Origin of the sequence: Streptomyces sp. NPDC051018 (genome assembly GCF_044456085.1) — a bacterium.
GTDB lineage: Bacteria > Actinomycetota > Actinomycetes > Streptomycetales > Streptomycetaceae > Streptomyces.
Window position 1 is genome coordinate 187,157 of sequence record NZ_JBITFN010000003.1, and the last position, 23,220, is coordinate 210,376.

Below are 23,220 nucleotides of genomic sequence, written 5' to 3' on the forward strand. Positions count from 1 at the left end.
CCCCGCGTGCTCCTTCGGGGAGGCCGCGCCGGCCTGTCCGTCGCCTTGGCCGGGGGCCGCCCACGATACCGGCGCCGACCGGCTGCCACCCGCTGCCGCCATGGCGACAACGGCCGGTTCGGCGTGCGGGAGTCAGGCGATGCCCCCGTTGGCGTACAGGACCTGGCCGTTGATCCACCGGGCCGGGCCGGCGAGGAACGCCACGGCCTCGGCGATGTCCTGCGGGGTGCCCAGGCGTTCGAGCGGTGCCGCCTTGGCCAGGCCGTCGATCGTGGCTTCGTCCTTGCCCTCGAGAAAGAGCGGCGTCGCGGTCGGTCCCGGGGCCACGGCGTTGACGGTGATGTCCTTGCCCCGCAGTTCACGGGCCAGTACGAGCGTCATGGCCTCGACCGCTCCTTTGCTCGCCGCGTAGGCGCCATAGGACGGGAGCCGCAGCCGGGTGACGGACGTGGAGAAGTTGATGATCGCGCCACCGCCGCGTACGCGCCGTGCTGCCTGCTGGGAGACCACGAAGGTGCCGCGGATGTTGGTGCGGTGCATACGGTCGAGGTCGTCGAGGTCCAGCGTCGCGATGGGTGAAAGGATCATGATGCCGGCAGTGTTGACGACGACGTCGACACCTCCGAACTCCCGCTCCACCGCGTCGAAGGCGGCGGACATCGCATGCTCGTCGGCGATGTCGGCACCCACCGACAGGGCTCTGCCGCCGGACGATGTGATGTCGGCGACCGTCGCGTCCGCCCTGGCCTCGTTGCCTGCGTAGTGCACGCCGACGGCGATGCCGTCCGCCGCCAGGCGCCCGGCGACCGCCCGGCCGATACCACCGGAGCCCCCGGTGACCAGGGCGACGCGGGTCGTGTTGCTGCTCATGATGTGTCCTCCGGTGCTTCGTACGGAGAGTGGGAGGCTACGGACGCCCGGCTTCGGGCGTGCTTGTCCGGCGTCGCGAGCCCGGGGCTCCGGCGGTGCGGACCGTACGGGCTCATGCGGTGCGGACGGACCGGACGCTGCATGCGGTGCGGACTTCGTTGGCGCGGGCCGCGGAAGGTCAGCCCTGCGTACCGGCCCCAGGGATCTGGGCCAGCCACTGCCGGAGCAGTGCGGACTCGGCCGGCGTGAAGGGCTCGGGCGTGAACGCGTCCATGGACGACAGCAGGGTGGTGGCGGCTGTCCGCCATGCGTCCTGCGGTGCGGTGTCCGCCGCCGGGTCGAGGAGGATGGCCCGGTGGATCGCGTCGCGGACCATGTCGGACACCTTGATGTCCGGGTACAGCGTGGGACGCGTGATCAGGGCGAGGGCGACGCCGGTGTTCGCCGACATGACCATGCGGGCGGCAGCATCCGGTGCGACCCTCAGGCGCCCCTGCCTGGCGAGCCGTTCGAGGACCGAGCGCAGGATGTGCATGGCCTCCTCCGCCGGCCCGGGATCCGAGCCCAGCGCCGAGGAGAACATCAGCTTGTAGGCGTTGGGGTGTGCCAGCGCGAACATCGTGTGGCTGTCCCATCCCGCCCGCAGATCCCGCAGCGGGTCCTCGGACTCCTCTGCGGCCCTCTTGCTGCCCAGGTACTGGCCCCAGACATGGTCGACCGTGGCTCTGAGCAGCCCGTTCTTGTCGCCGAACAGCCGGTACAGCACGGGCTGCTGGACGCCGGCGGCCTCGCTGATCGCACGGGTCGACACCTCTCCGCCGGGAGAGCGCGCGAGCAGCTCCGCCGTCGCCTCGATTATCACTGATCTCGTATCCACGGAATCAACGATAACAGCACCTAATCAATGACAACGTCATTTCGTTATCGATGATTTCGGGGTGTCGCGAACTGACTCGGTGGGGGCCCGGCAACTGTTGGAGGCCTTGTCGTTGACGTCGAGCCTGAAGCCGTTGAGCACCGAGCCCCCACCACCGCCTTCGGCGAACACGGCGCAGGCGGTGGCTCGGGACCGCGCGTACGTTCAGCAGCAGTGGTGCTGTGCGGGCATGGCAAACATGGTTGACGTCCACGGCGTACTGAGGTCTCCTGCTGCCATGCCTGACGACCTTCACATCCGGCAGCCGGACGGCGACGCGGGGCTCAGAGACTGGCAGCACATCCACAATGTCGTCATTCCGACCCACCCTCTGTCTCTGAGTGAGGTACGGGAACGGGCCCAGCGCCACCACTTGGACATCGCGTATCTCGGTGACGAGCCCGTGGGCTGCAGCACGGTTCGTCCGCCGACGGAGGAGACCCGGACGGCCACGGTGATCGCCCGGGTGCTCACCGCTCACCGCGGGCGGGGATTCGGCGAGGAAATCTATGCGCGCGGGCTCAACCGGGCGCGGGAGTTGGGCGCCCGGGTGATCGAGACCGTCGTCCTGTCCTCCAACGAGGACGGGCTGCGCTTCGCACGGAAGCACGGGTTCGTCGAGACCGAGCGATACCTGCTGCCGGGAGACACCATCCCCTGGATCGACTTGCGACTCGCCTGACCGGTGCCTGCCCGAGGCTCTTGGCTCCGGGCATGGCGCCCAACCGGCGCCGGGTGACCAGACCTTCGGACACCGCGCCACGGCCGTACTCGGGCACGGCGAATCGCCGACGGAGGCGGCTCCAGCGGTGGAGGCCGGGGCGGCAAACGCGCCGCGAGCACATCCGCGTAGTGCGCACCACCGTAGATTGTGCGCAGGGAGGCCTATCCGCTCACCGAGGCGCGGAAGGCGGGGTCGAATTGCGGTCCCCGACCGCCGGAACAGGGGTCTGGGTATGTGTGGTGACTGGCGGACGGATCGGATCGGGGCTGCGCTGAGGGGCGAGAACCCGACCGTACTGCGACGGTTGGCCGCGGGGTTCGCGGTGATCGGGGACGTCCAGTTCCTGCCGGGCTACTCGGTTCTGCTCGTGGACGAACCGGATGTGCGGCGGTTGTCCGATCTGCCGAGGTCGAAGCGGCTTGCGTTCCTGTCCGACATGGACCTGCTCGGTGAAGCGGTCGAGCGTGCGTGCCGACGGCTGGATCCGGCGTTCCGGCGGGTCAACCTGGAGATCCTGGGAAACACGGACCCGTTCTTGCATGCGCACATCTGGCCCCGGTTCGCGTGGGAGCCGGCCGATGTGGTGGGCCGTCCGGTGTGGCTCTATCCGCGTGAGCGGTGGAGCGACGAACAGTTCGGGCTGGGTCCGCAACACGACGAGTTGCGGAATGCGATCAGCGGCGAACTGGACCGGCTGCGTTCGGTGGCCTGACGTTCCGGGTCCGCCGACGCGGGGGCGGGCAGCCGGGTCGGCGGGAGTGCGCCGGTGGTCGGCGTACCTCCGGCGGGACGAGCCCGGTGAGCTGTCCCCGCCCTGTGACCGGTCGCCGCGCCTCGCGGTCGGCCAAGGCCAGGAGGTCGGGGTTGCCCGTCTGTTGTGCGCCTTTGGGGACCGCAGTCTTCGGGTGGATCACCAGCGGCTTCCGGCTGGTCCGGCTTCATCCGGGTGGAGGGTTGTGCGCGGCCGAGTGGGTGACCGGCGTCGCGTGGCGGGCCGGCACGGCTTTTCGTGGACGAAGGGCACCGTCTCCCGTCTCACGCACAGCGGCTGAGACGGGGTGGTCGTGGAGCTGAGCCGTCACTGCGAGGAGTGCGGGTATAGAAAGCAGAGGGATTACGGCGGCTGCTGTCAGGGGGGCCGGCATGGCCGGCGCTGGCGGTGACCGTCATGGTGTGGGGGTCGGGTGCCCAGGTGGCACGCGCCGAGTCGGCGGTCGGGGAAGCCGGTCCGGGCGGCGGTGGTACGACGGCCGCGGTGCGGGCTTCGGGGTCCGGGAAGGCGTACGGCAGCGGTGGGCGGGTGCCGGAGTGCGCCCTGTCCGCGGGTCCGTATCAGCGGGAGGTGGAGGCGCATCTGGGTCTGGTGGTGGACGGTCTGCAGTCGCCCACGGACTGTGAGGCGATCCGGGCGTACCAGGTGAAGCACGAGATCGAGCCGGCGGAGGGGTATGCGGGGTTGTACACCTACCGGGTGGTGGTGTGGGAACGGGCTCTGGCGGAGGGGGACGCGATCGAGGGGTGTCCGGACAAGGGAGGGATGGTGGTGTGCGTGGACAAGAACCGGCAGATCCTGTGGGTGGAGAAGGCGGGGAAGGTTGTTCTCAGACCGGTTCCGGCGCGTACCGGCATGCCGGGGTACGGGACCCGGACGGGCTGGTTCCAGATCTTTCGGCGGGAGGAGGATTTCTGGTCGGACCTCTATGGGGGGCCGATGCCGTTCGCCCAGTTCTTCTCCGGTGGGCAGGCGCTGCACGGCAGCTATCGCCCGATCTTCGAGGACCCCGGCTCGTACGGCTGCGTCAACCTCCGGTACGAGGACGCACAGGCGCTCTGGAACGGCGTGGGGCTCGGTGACGAGGTGTATGTGTGGGGGCAGCGGACCGGGGGCTGAGCGGCCTCCTGAGCGGGAGCAGAGGTCCTTGGAGCCCTCTGCTCCCGAAAAGTGGAGTGGCCGGTGGCATGTGCCGAAGCCCGCCCGGAGCATACGGCCCCGGCATCCCTCTCCCTGATGTTGCGTCAGAGTAGGGATACCGCCATTGCGGGTCCCGCCTCTGCGGTGTCAGCGCGTCAGTTTCCCCTGCCGGTTCCGGTCATCGCACAGTGGGGCGTTCAGCGAATCCGAGCCGGGTGCCCAGCGCCGTGCGCGGGCGGCCCCGCCCTTGTCACGGCCGCCGTTCTCCGGTGTGCCGTACGGACCAGCAGGTGAAGACATGAGAAAGCTGTACGCCCTTCTGCCTGCGCTGGCGGCTGTCGCCGCGGTGTTCCCCGCCACACCCAGTCATGCCGCCTCCACGCTCATCGTCGGCCAGAATCCGGTCACGTGCCCCGGTCAGGCCTTCATGAGCATCCAGGCCGCCGTCAACGCGGCGGTGTCCGGGGACACCGTCCAGGTCTGCCCCGGCCTGTACGCGGAGATCGTCACCATCACCACACCGAACCTCACGCTGACGGGCGCGACCACCCCGCCGGCCGACTGCGACGTGGTCACGGCGCCCGACCCGACGACGGACTCCATCATCGCGACCACGAATGTCAGTGATGCGGTCGTCAACCTGATGGCGGACAACCTCACGCTCCAGGGGTTCACGATCCAGAACGGCGGTGCCGGCCCGGCCACCTCCGGCGTCTTCACGTCCCACCTCCACTCCGGTTACTCGATCACGGACAACCTGATCCAGAACAACCTGATCGGGATCTACCTCAACACGACCTCCCCGGCGACGCAGTCCGAGGTCGCGCGCAACTGCATTCGCCAGAACAACCTGGGCACGCCCGCCGCGGGTAACGGCATCTACTCCGATCAGGGCATCCACAACGTGCTGATCGACAACAACGCGTTCTTCCAGAACGTCAACGACGCGATGCTGATCACCCAGGCCGACCCGTTCACCGTCGACAACGTGAACATCAACCACAACGTCTCGCATCAAGACGGTCGTCTGCTCACCATCTTCGCCTCGACCAACAGTGTGGTGACCGACAACACGGTCGTCGACGCCACCGACCAGGCGATCACCATCGGGAACGAGAACACCGGACTCCAGATTCTGCGCAACGGCATCCAGGGCGGCGGTCTCGGCATCTTCTCGACCAGCGCGTTCGTACCCACGGCGCCCGGGAGCAGTCAGGTCACGATCAGCGACAACACCATCAGCGGTACGTCGGGTGACGGCGTCTCCCTGGACGTGAACTCGCTGGCGGACTCGACCATCTCGAACAACAGCGTGACGGATGCGGGCCGGGATGGTGTGTTCATCGACGACACCACCGGGAACGACGGCAACACGGTCACCGGCAACACGCTCACGGGCAGCGCCCGCTTCGACTGCGAGGACCTCACCACCGGGACCGGCACCGCCGGGACGGCGAACACCTGGACCAGCAACCAGGCCCAGACCAGCAACCCCGCCGCCCTGTGCCCCGTCCAGCCTCCGTCGCTGACGATCAGCAAGACCCACGAAGGCGACTTCAAAGCCGGCAAACAGGGCACCTACACCATCACCGCCGGCAACGCGGGCCCCGGCCCGACCGACGGCAGCACCGTCACCGTCACCGACGTCCTGCCCCGGGGACTGACCGCCGTCAGCATGACCGGCACCGGCTGGACCTGCGACGTGACCACCCTGACCTGCACCCGCAGCGACACCCTGGCCGCCGGAGCCACCTACCCGCCCATCACCCTCGTCGTCGACGTGCCCTGCGAGTGCAAGTCCAAGCGCGGAGGCGGCGGCTGCGAACCCCGCAAGGGCATCGACACCGTCACCGTCACCGGAGGCGGCGACAGCACCACCCACACCGCCACCGACCCCACCACCATCAAGGGCAGCGAACACTGCAAGAAGCCCAAGGACGACAAGAAGCCCACCCACCACCGGTAACCGCACACAAACAGCACAGCGACGACCGGCACCCCTGACCCATCGCACCACCCGACGGGTGGTTGCCGGATCCAGCCCCCGACGGCCGGACCCGGCAACCACCCCAACTCATGGGCCGTCACACCGGTCTCTCGGCTTCCGCCGCCAGGACGGCGGATCCGTGTGAACGCAGCCCCGCCGGAGGGCGCTCCCTCTGGCACGAGGTCCCTGGGGAGGTCATGATCGGCGGAGGGCGATGTCAGGAGGACGTCATGGCCGAGCAGCCACCCCGGGCGCCCGGGCATTGGACACGGGTCTTCCTGGTCGACGACCACGAAGTGGTCCGCCGGGGGCTGCGCGACCTGTTCGAGGACGAGCCCGGCATCGAGGTCGTCGGCGAGGCCGGAACCGCCGCGCAGGCACTGGCCCGGGGCCCGGCGCTCCGCCCCGATGTCGCCGTGCTCGACGTACGGCTGCCGGACGGGGACGGCGTCACCGTCTGCCGGGAGCTGCGGGCCAGGGTGCCGGAACTGGCCTGCCTCATGCTCACGTCCTTCGACGACGAGGACGCCCTGCTGGACGCGATCATGGCCGGCGCGGCCGGTTATGTGCTCAAGGAGATCAACGGGTCCGACCTGGTGGCGGCCGTACGCACGGTCGGGGCGGGACAGTCGATGCTCGACCCCGTGACCACGAGCCGTCTCATCCGCTCCCTGCGCGGCCCCGAGGAGGATCCGCCCCGGGACCCCAGATTGGCGGCCCTCTCCGAACGGGAGCGCGCCGTGCTCGAACTGATCGGCGCGGGGCTCACCAACCGGGAGATCAGCCAAGAGCTCCATCTGTCGGAGAAGACAGTGAAGAACCACATCTCCCGCCTGCTGTCGAAGCTGGGAGTCGAACGACGGGTACAGGCCGCGGTGCTCGCCGCGCATGTCCACGACACCGAGGAACATGCCCGCGAGGACATGCGCAAGGAGCCTTGACGGCCACGGGGCACCCGGTTCGGCCACCAGGCCGCCGGTTCGGCACCGGGCGCCCGGCGGCCGGTTCGGCCACCAGGCGCCCGGCTCGCGTACTCAGTCCCCCGGATCGCCGATCGGCACCGACCAGATCAGCCGGGTGCCCTTGTCGCCCGCCGGGGAGACGGTCAGCCGTCCGCCCCGGGTGCCGGCCCGCTCCTCCAGATTGCGCAGACCGCTGCACCGGGCCGGTGCGGCGGTGCCGATGCCCACCCCGTCGTCGGTGACCGCGACCGTCAGACGACCGCTCCGCGCCACCACGGACACCTCGGCACGGGAGGCACGGGCGTGCCGGGCCACATTCGCCAGTGCCTCACCGGCCACCGCGATGACATCGTCGGCCACCTCCCGGGACACCTCGGTGTCCACCAGCCCCTCCAGCCGCAGGGCAGGGGTGAAGCCCAGGGCGGGCACGGCCTGCTCCAGAGCGCGGACGGTCCGCACCCGCAGACCGGCGGGACCTGCTGTGCCCTCCGTCTGCCGCAGTCCGAAGATCGCCGAACGGATGATCTTGATGGTTTCGTCGAGGTCGTCGATGGCCCGCACCAGGCGTTCCGCCGCCCGGGGGTCGTCCACGAACCGGCGGGCGCTCTGAAGGGTCATCCCGGTGGCGAAGAGCCGCTGGATGGCGAGATCGTGCAGGTCACGGGCGATGCGTTCACGCTCGGTGAGCAGGGCCATCCGTTCGGCGTCGCGACGGCGGCCGGCGAGTTCGAGGGCCAGCGCGGCATGACCGGCGAAGCCCGGCAGCGGGCGGGTCTCGGCGTCGGTGAAAGGCGGGCACGCCGCTCGCCGGGCCAGCATCAGCACACCCCGTACCGGATCCCCCGAGCGCACCGGGACCGCGACCGCGGGCCCGAGGCCCTTCCAGCGCCCCGTCCCGGGGATCAGCCGGTCGTCCCCCGCGACATTCGCCGTCGTCGTCAGCGCGTTCTTGGACAGGGCGAGCCCCGCCAGGGTTCCCTCGCGGGGCAGCCGGGTGCCGATGTACCGCCCGGCGTCCTCACCGAGCGCGAGCGCCGTTCTCAGGCCGCCGTCGGGCTCCACCAGATAGACGACCCCCAGATCGGCGCCGGTGATCTCACGGGCCCGCTCCACCATCTTCTCCAGCACCGTGTCCTCGGGGGATCCCGACAGCAGGGCGTTGGTGAACTCCGCGCTGGCCGCGAGCCAGCGCTCGCGGAAACGGACCTCCTCGAACAGCCGGGCCCGGTCCGTTCTGTGCGCGTCCCCGCCCATGGGTCCTCCGGGGAAGCCGACTCGCAGTGTCTGCGGGAAACGACTTCCACCGTAGCGCCGCCCCGGCCGCCGGGCGCGCCGAGCGGGCCGGGCGGGGACCTCAAGCGCCGGGAAGGGGCAGGCAGGAGCGGGAGGGGAAGGTCAGGAGGGGCCGAGCTCATTGGTGATCCGCCGCCCGGTGATCCGCCGGGGTGTGATCGCGAGCCAGATCGGACGGCCCTCGCCCGCCCAGGCCAGCCCGGGTGCCTTCGCCTCCAGACTCCGTACCTCCGCCTCGCCGGTGACCAGGCGGCCCGGCCCCACCGCGAGGACACTCCACCCCCGCCGGAAGGTGTCGTCGATACGGTCCACTTCGAAGCAGACCTCCTGCACACCGGCGGAGTAGGGCGCTGTACCCGGCGCGGTGCGGTAGAAGATCTCACCCTCCGACACGAGATAGTTGACGGGTGCAATCACCGGGCCCTCCGGGGTCTCCACCGCCACTCGGCCCACTCCGCCCCGGGACAGCAGCGTCCGGCACTCGTTCTCGTCGAGTACCCGGAGGGCCGCGCCGGCGGGTGCGGTTCCCCGGCCCGGCGGCTCGTCGGCCGTTCGCCCGGTGAGCGCGTCGACGCTGGTCCCCAGGGCCTCGGCGAGACGCAGCATCACCCCGATCCCGGGTGCTTCGCCCCGCTCCTCGATATAGCGGATGTAGCCCGGTACGGCGCCGCTCCGCTCGGCCACCTCCTCGCGGGTGAGTCCCAGCTCCTCCCTCCGGGCGGCCAGCCTCCTGCCGAAGTCGGTGCGGTGCCGGGGCGGCGGCGCGTCCATGGCGGTCTCCCTACGGTCCAGTCGGCGGCGCGGCCGGTTCAGGTCGGTACGACGACGTCGTGCGGGACACCGCCGAGAACCACTTTGAGGGCGCCGGTGTCGGCGGCGCGGCCGAACACGTCGTACGCCTCCTCCATCCGGCCCAGTTCGAACCGGTGGGTGACAAGGGAGGACGAGGAGAGGGTGCCATCGGCGAGCAGCCCCAGCAGAAGATCCGTGGAAAAGGTGTCGACCAGGCCCGTCGTGATCGTCACATCCTTGATCCACAGATCCTCCAGGTGGAGGGTCGCGGGCCGGCCGTGCACACCGACGTTGGCGACCCGTCCGCCGGGGCGTACCACACGCGCGCACAGCTCGAAGGTCTCGGGAAGCCCGACCGCCTCCACGGCCACATCGCAGCCGAGTCCCCCGGTGAGATCCGCGACCAGCTGCTCCGGCTGCTCGTTCCCGTTGACGGTCACCTGGGCGCCGATCTCGCGTGCCGCCGCCAGCCGGGACTCCGCCACGTCGATGGCGATGATCCGCGCCGGGGAGTAGAGCCGTGCGGTGGCGATCACGGCGAGCCCGATGGGCCCCGCGCCCACCACGGCGACCGTGTCACCGGGCCGCACCCGGCCGTTCAGCACCCCGACCTCGTACGCGGTGGGAAAGATGTCGGCCAGCAGCACGGCCTCCGCGTCGTCCACCGGGCCGGGCAACTGGTGCAGGGACAGATCTGCGAAGGGGACCCGGACGTACTCCGCCTGGGTGCCGTCGATCAGATGCCCCAGGATCCAGCCGCCGCCGCCCTGGCAGAGGCCGTAGCGGCGCTCCCGGCAGAACCGGCAGCGACCGCAGGGCGTGATGCAGGAGATCAGTACCCGGTCGCCCGGCCGGACCGTGCCGGCCTGGGGGCCGGTCTCCATGACCTCGCCCACGGCCTCGTGTCCGAGTACCGTCCCGGGGGCCACTTCGGGTACGTCCCCCTTGATGATGTGCAGATCGGTGCCGCAGATGGTGACGGCGTCGACGCGAACGACGGCGTCCGCCGGGTCCCGCAGCCCCGGATCGGGAACCTCGCGCCAGGCGGTCCGTCCCGGACCTTCGAAGACAAGGGCCTTCATGGCGGCGGCCTCGCTTCCTTCGAGTCGGTGCCCCTGAGAACACAGTGCCGGGAGCACCTTCACGCTGTCACTGGGCCGGTCGGGCCCACGCCGGCCCGTCCGGCCCCTCCCCCGATGGCCGGCGCCGGGGTGGGTGCCGCGCACGGACCTCGTGCGCGCGTGATCTCGCGAACCGGCAGGACCGTACCCCTCCGCCCGGTGGCCGGGTGTGTCGTCGCACGTGCCGGGGGTGAACGGCGACTCGGGAGCGAAGTCTCAGCCGCCGGACCAGTCCGCGGTACGGGTCTCACCGGGACTCACGACCAGAACGCCGCCGGGGAGTTCGACGCGGACCGGTGCCCGGTCCGAACGCGGGACGGTGACCGACAGCCGTTCCCCTTCGAAACGCAGCCGGATGCCCCAGTGGCCCTGGTAGCGGAGCGCGAAGCCGTAGGCGGCCGGGTCGGTGGGGACGGGGACGGGATCGAGCCGCAGTACGCCGTCCCGGGGCTCCAGCCCGGTCAGACACCGCTGGACCAGATCGAGGGTTCCGGCCATGGCACCCAGATGGATGCCCTCGCCGGTGGTGCCGCCCTGGAGGTCGGCGACGTCCCCGGCCAGGGCCTCCCGGGCGAAGGCCCAGGCGTCCGCGCGCCGGGCGCGGGCGAGGACCCAGGCGTGGACCAGGCTGCTGAGGGTGGAGCCGTGGCTGGTCCGGCGCAGATAGTAGTCCACGGTCCGCTGCCAGAGCTCGTCGTCCAGGCGGTGCCCCAGCTGCCGGAAGAGCGCGGCGAGTTCGGCGGGCGGGAAGAGGAAGCCGAGCATCAGCACATCGGCCTGCTTCGACGCCTGGTAGCGATTGACCGAGTCGCCCTCGGCCTCCAGGATCCGGTCGAGCCGGCGGATGTCCCCGTAACGGTCGCGGTATGCCTCCCAGTCCAGCTCGGCGAGGTCCCCGTACCCCTCGAACTGGCTGATGACCCCGCTGTGGAAGGGGACATACAGCCCGTGGGCCACCTCCTCCCACCGGTCCGTTTCCCCGGAGGTCACACCGCTGCGTTCGAGGAGATCCCGGCGGAGCGGCACGGGCAGACTCCGCAGCGCGGCGAGTGCCCTGCCGAGGACCCAGGCGGCCGTGACGTTCGTATAGGCGTTGTCGTCGATCCCCGGACGTCCACCGTCCGGGTAGGCGTCGTGGTACTCGTCGGGACCGACGACACCCGTGACGCGGTAGCGGCCAGGGCCGGTGTCGTAGACGGCCCGACCGGACCAGAACTGCGCGATCCGCACCAGCATTTCCGCCCCCGGGCCGTGCAGGAACGCGGTGTCTCCGGTGGCCTCGCCGTAGCGGACCACGTTGTACGCGACGGCCGAGCCCACATGGTGCTGGAGCCGTGAATGGTCCGGCAGCCAGCGTCCGGACCGAGGGTTGAGGTGGATCTCCTGGGTCTCCTCACGGCCGTCACTCCCGCTCTGCCACGGGTACGAGGCCCCGGAGTACCCCGCCTCCCGGGCATTTCGGCACGCCCGCTCCAGCCGCCGGTGGCGGTAGGTGAGCAGGGCCCGGGAGACCTCGGGGAAGTGCAGGTTGAGGTACGGCAGGACGAACAGCTCGTCCCAGAAGACATGGCCCCGGTACGCCTCCCCGTGCAGCCCCCGGGCGGGCACCCCCGCGTCCAGGTCGGCCGTGTGCGGGGAGAGGGTCTGGAGGACATGGAAGAGATGGAGCCGCAGCACCCGGCCCGCCTCGCCCGGTACCTCCAGCCGTGTGGCATCCCACAGCCTGGCCCAGGCATTTCGGTGCTCCTCGATCAACGACTCGGGGTCGGGCGCGTGCAGCGCTTCGTCGACCGCCGCCGTCACCGGGCCGCTGATGGCCCGGTCGAGCGTGGTGTGGACGGCGACCACCTTGTCCACGGTGACCGTCCGGCCCGCTTCCAGCGGCAACCGCCATACGTGGGCCACCCGCGCGCCCCGGTGCGCCAGCCGGGAACGGACGCCGTCGGCACGGGCGTCGGCCGTGGTACGGGCGGCGACCGCGATCCCGGTTCCGGAGTCCGAGGTACGGCAGCTCAACCGGATCAGGTCCGGTTCCCGTTCACCGGTGCGGACGTCGGTGAGGTGCCGGCCCGCGAGCTGCCGGTACCGCTCCACACCCGCGTTGGCCACCCTTCCGTCGATCGCGGATTCCACCTCGATCGCGCCGGACCAGTTCTCGGCCGTCAGCCCCGTGCGCAGCAGCGCCAGATGGGGACGGGCCATGTGCACCAGGCGCAGCTGCCGTACGGTGAACCGCCGGCCCTCCACCTCGAACCGCGAGATCCGCTCCAGGATCCCCGAACGCAGGTCGAGCCGGACCCGGTGCGCGAGCGGCTCATGGCGGTCCGGCGACAGCCACGGGGAGGGGGCGGGTTCGGTGAACCGGACCCTGAGCGGCAGCCAGTCGGGCAGATTCACCAGGTCCTCGTTCTCGACCGAACGGCCCGCGACGGTGGAGGTCAGACGGTTGTAACAGCCCGCCGCGTACGTGCCCGGGTAGTGCACGTCGTCGGCCCGGCATTCGGGCAGGGCGCCCCGGGTCGCGAAGCAGCCGTTCCCCAGCGTGAGCAGGGCCTCGCGCAGCCGCTCCCCCGCGGGGTCGTAGCCCTCGTACCCCCACTCCCAGCCGTTCATGGGTCCTCGTCCTCCCTCAGAAGCCCGTCGAGTCCGGTGACGACGAGGTCCGCGCCGTGGTGGAGCAGACGGGCGCGCCGGTCCGGCAGATCGGCCCGGTCGACTCCGACGACCAGGGCGAATCCGCCACGGTGCCACGCCTCGACCCCGGCGACCGCGTCCTCCGCCACGGCGGTGGCCCCCGGCCCCGGGCCCAGACGGCGGGCGGCCTCCAGGAAGAGGGCGGGGTCCGGTTTGCCGGGCAGGTGCGCGGTGTCGTTCCCGTCCACGACGGTGTCCAGGAGCGGACGCAGACCGGCGCGGTCGAGTACGTCGCCGGCGTGCCGGGAGGCCGACGCGGCGCCCAGGGCAACCCCCCGGGTACGCAGTCGCCGCAGCAGCCGGACGGCATCCGGGAAGACCTCGGCTCCCTCCGTCCCCAACCGCGAGAGGTAGGCGCGGTCCTTGACGGAGGCGACGGTGCGGATCTGCTCCTCCGAAGGGTTCAGCCCCCGGGATCGGAGGAAGTCGCGCGCGCCGTCGAGGCGGGACTTGCCGTCGACATGGCGCAGATACTCGCCGACGGCGTCGAACGGAGGCTGGGAGCCGTGCCCCTCCTCCGTGAGGAAGGCGTCGAACGCGTCCTTCCAGGCAGCCGCGTGGAGCCGGGCGGAGTCGGTGAGAACCCCGTCCGTGTCGAAGACGACGGCCCGGATCTCCCGGTCCGTGCCGCGCAGGCGGACCCCGCCGCCCCGGGGTCCGGGCGTGCCGGAAGCGGTCGTCATCCCGGCCTCACCGGTGCGGCACCACAGTGGTCGGGACCGAGGATCTGCGGGGATCCGTCGAGTCCGGCGGTGACGGTGAGCGACACGGCAGACACCTCCAGGAGTACGGTTCCGCACCTGGCCTCGCCTCTCAGGATGAGGGGGCGGGCGGGGAACCGCGAGGTGCGGAAGGGACCGGCCCGGTGCCGACCGGCCCCGACTGCGCCAACAGAGACTGCGGCGGGGCCGGGTCCGTTCACCTCGCTCCGGCCCGGGGAGTCTCGCTGCCGGGAGTTGCTTCACCCCCGCGTCGCAGCTCGGCCTCAGCGCACCGGGTGAGCGGGGCCACCACGGCCCCGTTGGATCACGGCGTCCGGCCGTCGGCGTGAGGGGCCCGGAACGCTCGCCTGTAGGCCCCGGGGGTCGTGCCGGTGCGGTCGCGGAAACGGCGGCGCAGATTGACCGCGGAGGTGAGGCCGACGCGGGTCGCGATCGTCTCGACCGGCAGGTCCGTCTCCTCCAGCAGGGTCTGTGCCGCGCTCACCCGCCGGGCGAGCAGCCACGCGCCGGGACTGGTGCCGAACTGATCGGCGAAGCGCCGGGCCAGAGTGCGGGTCGATACGCCCTGATACGCGGCCAGGTCGCCCACCGACAGTGGTGCGCCGAGGCGTTCGCCGGCCCATTCGACCAGGCCGTTCAGCTCGTTCCCGGGTTCGGGAGGCGGCGCATAGGGTGTCCGGCCGTCCTCGCGGTGCGCAGGCAGCACCATGTGCCGGGCGAGGAGAGCGGCGTACGCGGCCCCATGGTCGCGGCGGACCAGACGCAGGCACAGCTCGAAGCCCGCGCCCCCGCCGGCGCTGGTGGCCACGTCCCCGTGGTCCACGTAGAGCCTCTCCGGTTCCACCCTCACCCGGGGGAACTCACGGCGCACCCGCTCGGCGTACGACCAGTGCACGGCGGCCGACCGCCCGTCCAGCAGTCCGGTGCGGGCCAGCGCGAACACCCCGGAGCAGATGGTGACCAACCGCGCTCCGCGTGTGTGGGCCAGCAGCAGTGCCCGGCGCACGGCATCGGAGAGCGGCTCCTCCACCGGCACCCAGCCCGGGATGATCACGGTGTCCGCGGTCTCCAGCGCCGACAGGCCCCGCGACACATACATCGTGTACCCACCCGTGGTCGGCACGGGACCGGGCGTCTGCGTACATGTGCCGAACGTGTAGTGCTGCGGCACGGCCGCCCGCTCGGTGCCGAAGACCTCGACGGCGCAGCCCAGTTCGAACACGGACTGCACCGGCCGCACCAGAGCCACTACGCGATGCATGGCACGAAAGCACCCCACGGTGTCATCGCGGGCTCTGCCCCGTCGTGGCCCGCGCCCGGCACTGTTGCGGGCATGCACCCCGAAATCCTTGCGCAGGAGGGCTACACCTCCGCCTTCGTCGACGATTCCCCGGTCCGTGAGCTGTTTCCCGGCATCCGGTTGCGTCCCCTGTGGCGTGCGCCGAGCGGCGCGCACGCCAACGTGCTGGAGATGGACGCGGGTACGTCCTGGCCGACCCGCGACATCCACGATCCGGGCCCGGAGGAGGTCTATGTCCTCGCCGGAACCTTCAACGACGGAGCGCGTGACTACCCGGCCGGCACGTTCCTGCATGCCCCGGCCGGGTCATGGCATGTGCCCTCGACCACCACCGGATGCACGCTGTTCCTCTTCTACCCCGAGAGCTGACCCGTTCCGCGCAGAGGCCGGTCGGCCGCCGGGGGACCTCCGTGGCGGCGCGCGCACGGGTTCCGGTGATCACGGAGTGGCGACGGGCCGTGATCACCGAGGATGCCCGCGCCCGCGCCGCCGTCACGGCCGGCCGGCCGGACCACTGCGGCACCACTTCGCGGCCCCGCTGCCCAGGTCCCCGGCAGATGGGCCGCCGGGCGCTGCCGGGGGCACGCCGACCGGGCCTGTCGGGCGTTTAGGCTCGCATCCATGACGAGGACAACGCCCCCGCGCCCGCTCGATGTCGAGGCGCTCTTCCCGGAACTGGCCGCCTTCCGGGGGACGACGACGCGGCTCCATCCGCGGCCGGGCAGCCCGGGCCCCTCGGACAGTTCCGTGGGCGGTCCTCTGCTGTGGCCCGCGGACGAGCCGTGGCCGGTATGCCGTGAGGCCCACGGCCGTGGGCGCGGCCTGCGCCCGGCCGACATCCGCCGCCATCGGCGCATTCTGGCCGCCGCGTGGAGCCGCGAGGAGACTCCCGGACCGACGGACGGAGAACGGAGGCTCCTGGAGGAGCTGCACCGGGAGCACCGGATACCCGGGGCATCCGAGACCGACCCGCTGCCGATGATCGGCCTCGCGCAGCTGTACCGGCGAGATCTGCCCGACCTGCCGGCGGGTCCGGGCGACTGCGATCTGCTCCAGGTCTTCTGGTGCCCCTTCGACGCACACGGCCCGCGCGGATACGACCCGGGGCTGCACCTGCGCTGGCGGCGGTCGTGGGAGGTCGGCGAGGCGCTGACCGCACCGCCGCAGCCGCTCGTCGTCGGGGCCGCCGGCTTCGTACCCGAGCCCTGCGTACTGCACCCGGAGCAGGTGGTCACCTACCCGTTCGCCGGCCTGCTGCCCGAGGAGCTGCGCGCCCGGATCCACGCCTGGGAGGACGCCCTGGAAGAGGAGGCCGAACAGTCGGCCGACGACAGCACGCCGGAGCCGCTCGGCTACCAGTACGACCTGTCCATCCCGCCCGGCTGGCGGGTGGGCGGCTTCGCCTCCTGGCACCTGACCGACCCCTACCCCATGGACTGCCGGACCTGCACGACACCGATGCGCCTGCTGCTGACCGTCGACAGCTCGGAGTGGGACGGCGGCAGCGGCAGCTGGAAGCCGCTGGAGGACCGGAACCTGCCCACGCACCGGTATGCCTCCCCCACGGAGGTCGTCGTGGGCCGCTGGGGCGAGCTCAACCTGTTCGCGTGCCCCGGCGATCCCGGTCATCCGCATCGCTGGAGCATTCAGTAGCCGGCCGGGCCCGAGTACGGCCCGGTGACGGATCCCGCCGCCGGGGACGGTCACGGTGATCGCCCCGGCCGCAACGGCGCGGGACCGGTAGAGGGCCCGTGACCCGGCGCCGCGGCCCCCGGCGGGCATGGACCCAGCGGCTGTACGCCGCCCCGCCGCGGGTGGCAGGCATCGGCCGCCGACGTCTTCCCGAGTGAACGTCCCCCTTGCGTTTCATGGAAACACCCCTGGCGGGAATACCCCCAGGGGGTATATGGTTCCCTCAGGTGCCCCGGAAACGGACGGCACCCGAAGACGCATCACACAGGTGGAGACGGAGACCATGATGAAGAACCATTCCGGCCACGACATGGCCGGCCACAACGGACACGGCGGAGCCCGCCCCGGTGGGCTGTCGGTCTCCGAGAACGGGTACACCCTCGAATTCGACTCGACGATCTTCTCCGCCGGGGCGCAGACGGTCACCTTCCGGGTGACCGGTCCCGACGGACGGCCGGTGACCGAGTACACGCCCGAGCACGAGAAGGAACTGCACCTCATCGCCGTTCGGCGCGACACGGCCGGGTTCCAGCATGTGCACCCGGTCATGGACGAGAAGGGCACCTGGAGCACCGTAGTGACCCTGGAGCCGGGAGACTGGAGGTTCTTCGCCGACATCCACCCGGCCGGCCACGACGGGACCATGACACTGGGGATCGACGCCTCGGTCGCCGGGCCGTACGACCCCCGGCCGATTCCCGAGGCCACCGGAATCGCGCGGATCGGCGAGTACACCGTCGCGCTCGGCGGTGAACTCCTGCCCGGCGAGGCGAGCGAACTGACGCTCACCGTCAGCCGGAACGGGCGTCCCGTCACCGACCTGCAGCCCTACCTGGGCGCGTACGGACACCTGGTGGCACTGCGGGTGGGCGATCTGGGCTACCTCCATGTCCACCCGGAGGGCGCGCCCGGTGACGGCAGCACCGAGCCGGGGCCCGAGGTCACCTTCATGGCCGCCGCGCCGTCCGGCGGCACCTACCGCTTCTACCTGGACTTCCAGCACAACGACGTCGTCCGGACGGCCGAGTTCACGGTACGGACCACCGCGGTCCCCCGCCCGGACACGGCACCCGGGACCGCACCCGGGCACACGAACCACCACCACGCACACCACTGACCGTGTACGCCACCGACGAGCCGCCGCGACCCGCGGCGCGGCCCGGAGGCGCGCCACTCCCCGCCCCCGGTACATCCACCACTCCGGAAGGACCGCCATGCCCCGCCTGACCCGACTCACGCCCGAGACAGCGGTCGGCGCCTCGCGCGATCTCCTCGCCGAACTGGTCTCCCGTCACGGCCGGATCGGCGACATGGTCTCCACGATGGCGCACTCGCCCGCCGTTCTGGGCGGCTATCTGCAGCTCAGCCGGGCCATGGGACGAGCCAGGCTCAAGCGCGAGATCAGCGAGCGGATCTCGATCGCCGTCCAGGTCCAGCAGGGCTGCGGGCTGTGTCTCGACGCGCACGTCAGCGCTGCCCGTGCGATGGGAGTGGACGAGGAGGAGATCGAGCGAGCCCGCGCGGGCACCTCGGCCGATCCCGCGGTCGCGGCGATCATCGCCCTCGCCCTCCAGGTCTACCGCGAGCCGGCGTCGATCACCGACGAACAGGTCATCGCGCTGCGTGAGCACGGCTACAGCGACCGCGCGATAGCCGATGTCGTCGGCGTCGTCGCACTCAACATCCTCACCGGCTCCTTCAATCTGCTCGCCGGCCTCACACCGGGGGGCGACAGCGATGCGTAGAGACATCCCCGCCTGTACTCGCGGGGCACGGCCTCCACCCCGGGGCCGTGCCCCGCCGCATGGATACGGAAGGAACCCGCCATGCGCCTGTTCGCCATCCGCGACTACCGCTATCTGTTCGGCGCCCAGATCATCGCCCTGTTCGGTACCGGACTGACCACCGTGGCCCTCGGACTGCTCGCCTACGACCTCGCCGGCCCGCGCGCCGGGATGGTCCTCGGCACCGCCCTGACCATCAAGATGGTCATGTACGTGGTCATAGCACCGCTGGCCGCCGCCTACGTCGACCGGCTTCCCAGAAGGACCTTCCTGGTCCTCCTCGACGTGGTGCGCGCCGCGGTGGTCCTGGCACTGCCGCTCGTCAGCGAGGTCTGGCACATCTATGTACTGATCGGCCTGCTCCAGGCCGGCTCCGCCGCGTTCACCCCGACGTTCCAGGCCGTCATCCCCGACATCGTCACCGACCAGTCCGACTACACGCGCGCCCTGTCCGCCTCCCAGGTCGCCTACACCATGGAGAGCCTGCTCAGCCCCGTACTGGCAGCGGTCGCCCTGGCGTTCATCAGCTTCAACTGGCTGTTCCTGGGCACCTCCGCCGGATTCCTCCTCTCCGCCCTGCTCGTCCTGAAGACCCGTATCCCCAACGCCCGTCCCAGCGCACACACCCAGGCATGGGACAAGGCGGCAGCGGGGATCAGGGCCTTCCTCAGGACACCGCGGCTGCGCGGCATCATGGCGCTCAATCTCGTGGTCGCGGCGGCAGGGTCGATCGTCGTCGTCAACACGGTCAACTACGTCCGTGACGAGCTCGGCGGCTCGCAGTCCGGCGTCGCGTGGATGCTCGCCGCCTCCGGCGGCGGAACCCTTCTCGCCGCCCTCGTGCTGCCCCGCGTACTCGACCGGATCACCGCCCGCACCGTCATGACGACCGGCGCCGGAGTCCTGGTGGGCGGCACGATCGCGGCCGTGGCTCTCCTCGCGGCCGGCCTCACCACATGGACCGGTACGGCGATCGTCTGGACCGTGATCGGCATCGGCATGGCGCTGATCGTCACACCGACCGGCAACGTCCTGCGCGCCTCGGTGCGGCCGAACGCCCTTCCCGAGGTCTTCGCGGCCCAGTTCTCCCTGTCGCACCTGGCCTGGCTGATCACCTACCCCATCGCGGGATGGCTCGGGACGAACTCCGGCTTCGCACTCGCCTGGTCCGTGCTTGCGGCCCTCGCCGGGGCGGGTGCCGTCGGCGCCCTCCTCCTGTGGCCGCGCCACGACGGACGGCGGGCCGTGACGGAACCCACGGCGGAGCCCGTGACGCCCGGCCGGCCCGCGCCCCGGACGGACAGGTCCAGCCTGTCCAAGGCCGCGTGAACACTCGGACGGTTTCGGTCGGACCCGCACCCGGCCGGGGATGACCGGCCCGGCTCGGGGCAGTGCTCGCCGCTGTCCCGGGCCGAGGGCACTCACGAAGACGTGCGCTCCTCGGCGGCGGCCCCGGACCCAGTCCGGTGAACCCGGACCCGATCCGGTGAACCCGAAGCGGTCCGGAACGGCCCGGACGCCGTGATCGCACCGGCGACGGCGTGATCATTCCACGGCGTCGGAAACCCCTTGAGCCCTGGCGGCCCGGCAGCGTTCCACCTCGTCGGCGACCAGTTCCATGAACCAGCGCATGATCTCGTAAGGGATGACGTGCTCGTCATGGCTGTGGATGTGGACGGTCGGTTCCGGACCCGGGTCCTCGTCGGGAACGAAAGCCACCAGGAAGGCCGGTCCGGGCACGTGGGACTCGGCGCCCGGAATCCCGGTCCACGGTGCCGGAGCGGGAACGGCCTCGCTCAGCTCCACGGCCCAGGAGTCGTCGGGGAGGGCGTAGTGGAACTGGATGGCGTAGTGGCGGCCCGCGTACTCTCGCAGCTCTGCTGGCATGAGGGCAGGTTGTCATATCCGTGGGACCGGGGCCGAAGGACAATCTCCAGGTCACCGGGCCCGGGGCCGCCGCCTCGCCGGCCCGCCGCACACAGGGGCGCGCCTCTGTTGCCGGCCGTGGGCGGATCCTTCACGGCGGCCCGCCCTCCTGCGATCCGCCGTCGCGGGAGGCGGGGTCACCAGTCGACGCGCGCGGTGATCCATTTCTCCAGGGCGTCCGCGTCCTCGCCCGGCGGCAGGTCGAGGTCGCGGCGGAGCGGGGTGTAGGACAGCTGGAGGTGGGTGAGATAGCCGTAGGGGCCGTTGTCCGCCGCCGGGCCGAGGACCAGGGCATGGGTGGGCGTGCGCCAGACGCGGTGCGTCATCGCGGGGCCGGTGACGACGGCCGCGTCCGACACGATCGTCCGCTCGGGAGCGGACCCCAGGCATTCGGCCACCGACCGCGCCGCCCGGTCCAGCACGTCCTCGCAGTCCTGGACGGTGCCCGGACGCACCCCGGCCCAGCCGGGCTGCTTCCGCCAGTCGTCCATGAGACCGAACAGCCACCGCCCGTTGCGCCCCTCCTCGTCGTCGGGGTCGACGGGGTAGACCTCGCCGAAGACCAGGAAGTGCCGGGCCTCGGGGTACCCGAAGGGTACATAGCTGTCGCTGTAGAGCACATGGCCGTGCCCGGTGACCAGAGCGTCACAGACCAGGGAGTGCTCCCAGACCCATCCGCGCCGCTGCACCACCGCCTCGGCGCCGGCTTCCGGAACCTGAGGCTCGGCCGGCAGACCGACGAGTTCGGCGACCGCCGCGACGGTCAACGGCCGGTGGGCGAGGGCGTGTACGGGAGTGGGCACGCACTCCACTCTATGGGCTGCCGGTCTGGGCCGCCCTCCCGTGCCGTGCGGGCGGCAGACGGATCGGTGTGTTCCACGGCCGCACTCCGCAGGTCGCGCCGTTCCCCGGTGGCGGGCACGGCGCGAACGCGGTTCGCGTACCCCCCGTCTGACACTCCGGCAATCACTGTACGGTCTTCGGCCGGCGGTGGGCATCTCTGCCGGACCCGCCGCACGACGGTGCACCGCAACGGTGGTGAGCCACCGGCCCCCATACACGTGATGCCAGAAACGATTCCTTACTTAATCTGGACACTTCCTTTATCATCCGGCATGGATCACGCAACTTCTGCGCGAGTCGTTGCCCAAGCACCGGAGTGCTGATTTACTTCCGGCCATGTGAAGTCGCTGGACGCCTTGCCGTGCCGCCATCGCGGAGTAGACGACCCGCTTGCGAGGGAGCTTCCCATGTCCATCGATCGGCATCCCGCCACCGGTCCGGCCGCCGGGAACGAGCCCGGCGCGGTCCGGCCGGAGAAGTGTGCGGTGCCGAGCTTCTCAAGTCCTGGCGGGCGCGCCCGCGGGGACCGTATCCGCCCCGGTCGTGACCCGGATCGCCGTGGACCGGTGGCCGCCCGACAACGCGAGGCACCACCGGACCGTCGGCCCGGTGGCAGTCGTCCACCGCACACGGTTCACCGGAACCGTCCCGAGTGAGTTCCGTTCGGAGCGCGCCCAGCGCCCAGAGGACAAGGAGTTCGGTCATGCGCAGACGACAGCACAACCGACGCACAGCACGGTGGCTCCGTGCGCTCCGGGGAGCCCTCGCGGGCATAGTCCTCGCCGCACTGTTCCTTCCGGCCTCGGCCGCGTCGGCCGCCGGGCGTCCGCCGCTGGAGACCCCCACCGCCACCCTGGACGCGGCCCTGCGCTGTCCGGCCTCCTTCGCCCACCCGGACCGTGAGCCGGTTCTGCTGGTCCACGGAACCGGGATGGACCACCAGGACGCATGGTCCTGGAACTACGCGCCGGCGCTGACCGCGATGGGCTACGACGTGTGCCGTGCAGATCCTGGCCGTCGACCCGGTCGCCGGGCGACGGGAGTGGGCGCTCACGTTCGGTGCCACCGAGGCGGTCACCCCCGAGGAACTGGGCGAGGCCGTCGAGCGGCTCACCGGCGGCGCCGGATTCGACTACGCCTTCGAGGCCGTCGGCAGGCCGGTCACCCTCCGCTCGGCCTACGACACCGCCCGCCGGGGCGGCACCGTCTGTGTGGTCGGCGCGGGCGGGCCGACGGAGATGACCGACTTCAGCATGGCCGAACTGGTCCTGAGCCAGAGGAAGATCCTGCCGTCGGTGTACGGCGGCGAGGACGTGCGGCGCTCCTTCGCCAGGATCATCAGGCTGTGGCGGGCCGGCCGGATCGACCTCGCGTCGATGATCACCCACCATGTGCCGCTCACCGGCATCAACGAGGCCCTGCGGCAGATGCAGACGGGTGAGGCCCTGCGTACCGTCGTCGACATCACCTGAACCACCGGAGCGCGGGGCCCCGGCCGGGGCCGGTGGTCGGCGGCCGGTTCGGGGAGGCGGGGGCGGAGGATCCGCCGTGCGCCGACGCGAGCGTGCGCGACCGCGCGCCGAGGACTGCCACGTACGTCGGGAGCCACGGTGCCACCGCTACGGCGCCGGGTCCTCGAACCCGGCACCGTCCTGCGCCTGCCCTCCGAGGAGGTCCCCTCC

20 protein-coding genes and 1 pseudogene are annotated in these 23,220 nt (G+C 71.3%); 11 read left to right on the forward strand and 10 right to left on the reverse strand.

From position 1 onward, the window contains the following. Positions 1-132 precede the first annotated feature (132 nt). Both ACIBCM_RS07195 and ACIBCM_RS07200 read right to left on the reverse strand, forming a co-directional pair. Positions 133-870, reverse strand: coding sequence for an SDR family oxidoreductase (locus ACIBCM_RS07195; RefSeq protein ID WP_399240955.1), 738 nt, complete (start codon positions 868-870; stop codon positions 133-135). Between the two features lie 178 nt (positions 871-1,048). After that, positions 1,049-1,747, reverse strand: coding sequence for a TetR/AcrR family transcriptional regulator (locus ACIBCM_RS07200; RefSeq protein ID WP_399240956.1), 699 nt, complete (start codon positions 1,745-1,747; stop codon positions 1,049-1,051). 277 nt (positions 1,748-2,024) lie between these two features. Here ACIBCM_RS07200 and ACIBCM_RS07205 point away from each other — a divergent pair, with 277 nt between their 5' ends. From ACIBCM_RS07205 to ACIBCM_RS07225, 5 genes are all read left to right on the forward strand, one after another. Further along, positions 2,025-2,468 (forward strand): GNAT family N-acetyltransferase, encoded by a 444-nt coding sequence (locus ACIBCM_RS07205; RefSeq protein WP_399240957.1) that lies wholly within the window; start codon positions 2,025-2,027, stop codon positions 2,466-2,468. Positions 2,469-2,742: 274 nt separating this feature from the next. Further along, complete coding sequence (locus tag ACIBCM_RS07210; protein ID WP_399240958.1) at positions 2,743-3,222, forward strand: diadenosine tetraphosphate hydrolase; 480 nt, start codon at positions 2,743-2,745, stop codon at positions 3,220-3,222. Positions 3,223-3,702: 480 nt separating this feature from the next. After that, positions 3,703-4,401 carry a L,D-transpeptidase gene (locus tag ACIBCM_RS07215; RefSeq protein WP_399240959.1) on the forward strand — a complete coding sequence of 233 codons (699 nt, stop codon included), beginning with the start codon at positions 3,703-3,705 and terminating at the stop codon, positions 4,399-4,401. Between the two features lie 319 nt (positions 4,402-4,720). Beyond that, positions 4,721-6,388, forward strand: a complete 1,668-nt coding sequence (locus ACIBCM_RS07220) for a right-handed parallel beta-helix repeat-containing protein (protein ID WP_399240960.1) — start codon at positions 4,721-4,723, stop codon at positions 6,386-6,388. A gap of 251 nt (positions 6,389-6,639) precedes the next feature. Then, a complete protein-coding gene (locus ACIBCM_RS07225) occupies positions 6,640-7,350 on the forward strand; it encodes a response regulator (protein WP_399240961.1) in 711 nt (236 codons plus the stop codon). A gap of 93 nt (positions 7,351-7,443) precedes the next feature. On the opposite strand, the gene ACIBCM_RS07230 is transcribed toward ACIBCM_RS07225, so the two are convergent. The 6 genes from ACIBCM_RS07230 to ACIBCM_RS07255 form a co-directional block, all read right to left on the reverse strand. After that, positions 7,444-8,625, reverse strand: a complete 1,182-nt coding sequence (locus ACIBCM_RS07230; RefSeq protein WP_399240962.1) for a GAF domain-containing sensor histidine kinase — start codon at positions 8,623-8,625, stop codon at positions 7,444-7,446. Between the two features lie 141 nt (positions 8,626-8,766). Further along, on the reverse strand, positions 8,767-9,435 hold the full coding sequence (locus tag ACIBCM_RS07235) for a helix-turn-helix domain-containing protein (RefSeq protein ID WP_399240963.1): 669 nt from the start codon (positions 9,433-9,435) through the stop codon (positions 8,767-8,769). Between the two features lie 38 nt (positions 9,436-9,473). Next, positions 9,474-10,538, reverse strand: a complete 1,065-nt coding sequence (locus ACIBCM_RS07240) for an alcohol dehydrogenase catalytic domain-containing protein (protein ID WP_399240964.1) — start codon at positions 10,536-10,538, stop codon at positions 9,474-9,476. 255 nt (positions 10,539-10,793) lie between these two features. Then, a complete protein-coding gene (locus ACIBCM_RS07245) occupies positions 10,794-13,190 on the reverse strand; it encodes a glycoside hydrolase family 65 protein (protein WP_399240965.1) in 2,397 nt (798 codons plus the stop codon). Then, a complete protein-coding gene (locus ACIBCM_RS07250; protein WP_399240966.1) occupies positions 13,187-13,954 on the reverse strand; it encodes an HAD-IA family hydrolase in 768 nt (255 codons plus the stop codon). Before ACIBCM_RS07250 ends, ACIBCM_RS07245 begins: the two co-directional genes overlap by 4 nt. A gap of 343 nt (positions 13,955-14,297) precedes the next feature. Further along, positions 14,298-15,254 (reverse strand): GlxA family transcriptional regulator, encoded by a 957-nt coding sequence (locus tag ACIBCM_RS07255; protein ID WP_399240967.1) that lies wholly within the window; start codon positions 15,252-15,254, stop codon positions 14,298-14,300. A 72-nt stretch (positions 15,255-15,326) separates the two neighbouring features. Here ACIBCM_RS07255 and ACIBCM_RS07260 point away from each other — a divergent pair, with 72 nt between their 5' ends. The 5 genes from ACIBCM_RS07260 (at position 15,327) to ACIBCM_RS07280 (ending at position 20,098) form a co-directional block, all read left to right on the forward strand. After that, a complete protein-coding gene (locus ACIBCM_RS07260) occupies positions 15,327-15,662 on the forward strand; it encodes a cupin domain-containing protein (RefSeq protein WP_399240968.1) in 336 nt (111 codons plus the stop codon). 252 nt (positions 15,663-15,914) lie between these two features. Further along, on the forward strand, positions 15,915-16,946 hold the full coding sequence (locus ACIBCM_RS07265; protein WP_399240969.1) for a hypothetical protein: 1,032 nt from the start codon (positions 15,915-15,917) through the stop codon (positions 16,944-16,946). Positions 16,947-17,271: 325 nt separating this feature from the next. Next, positions 17,272-18,102 carry a hypothetical protein gene (locus tag ACIBCM_RS07270; protein WP_399241268.1) on the forward strand — a complete coding sequence of 277 codons (831 nt, stop codon included), beginning with the start codon at positions 17,272-17,274 and terminating at the stop codon, positions 18,100-18,102. A 97-nt stretch (positions 18,103-18,199) separates the two neighbouring features. Then, positions 18,200-18,730, forward strand: a complete 531-nt coding sequence (locus ACIBCM_RS07275) for a carboxymuconolactone decarboxylase family protein (protein ID WP_399240970.1) — start codon at positions 18,200-18,202, stop codon at positions 18,728-18,730. An 81-nt stretch (positions 18,731-18,811) separates the two neighbouring features. Then, positions 18,812-20,098 carry an MFS transporter gene (locus tag ACIBCM_RS07280; protein ID WP_399240971.1) on the forward strand — a complete coding sequence of 429 codons (1,287 nt, stop codon included), beginning with the start codon at positions 18,812-18,814 and terminating at the stop codon, positions 20,096-20,098. 216 nt (positions 20,099-20,314) lie between these two features. Here ACIBCM_RS07280 and ACIBCM_RS07285 read toward each other — a convergent pair whose 3' ends face one another. Together ACIBCM_RS07285 and ACIBCM_RS07290 are read right to left on the reverse strand one after the other, a co-directional pair. Continuing rightward, entirely contained in the window at positions 20,315-20,656 is a 342-nt protein-coding gene (locus ACIBCM_RS07285; protein WP_399240972.1) for a hypothetical protein, read from the reverse strand. A 176-nt stretch (positions 20,657-20,832) separates the two neighbouring features. Then, positions 20,833-21,498 carry a hypothetical protein gene (locus tag ACIBCM_RS07290; RefSeq protein ID WP_399240973.1) on the reverse strand — a complete coding sequence of 222 codons (666 nt, stop codon included), beginning with the start codon at positions 21,496-21,498 and terminating at the stop codon, positions 20,833-20,835. A gap of 1,038 nt (positions 21,499-22,536) precedes the next feature. Between ACIBCM_RS07290 and ACIBCM_RS07295 the strand changes: the two are divergent. Then, positions 22,537-23,010: pseudogene (locus ACIBCM_RS07295) on the forward strand (zinc-binding dehydrogenase); the annotation flags it as partial. Positions 23,011-23,220: the final 210 nt, after the last annotated feature.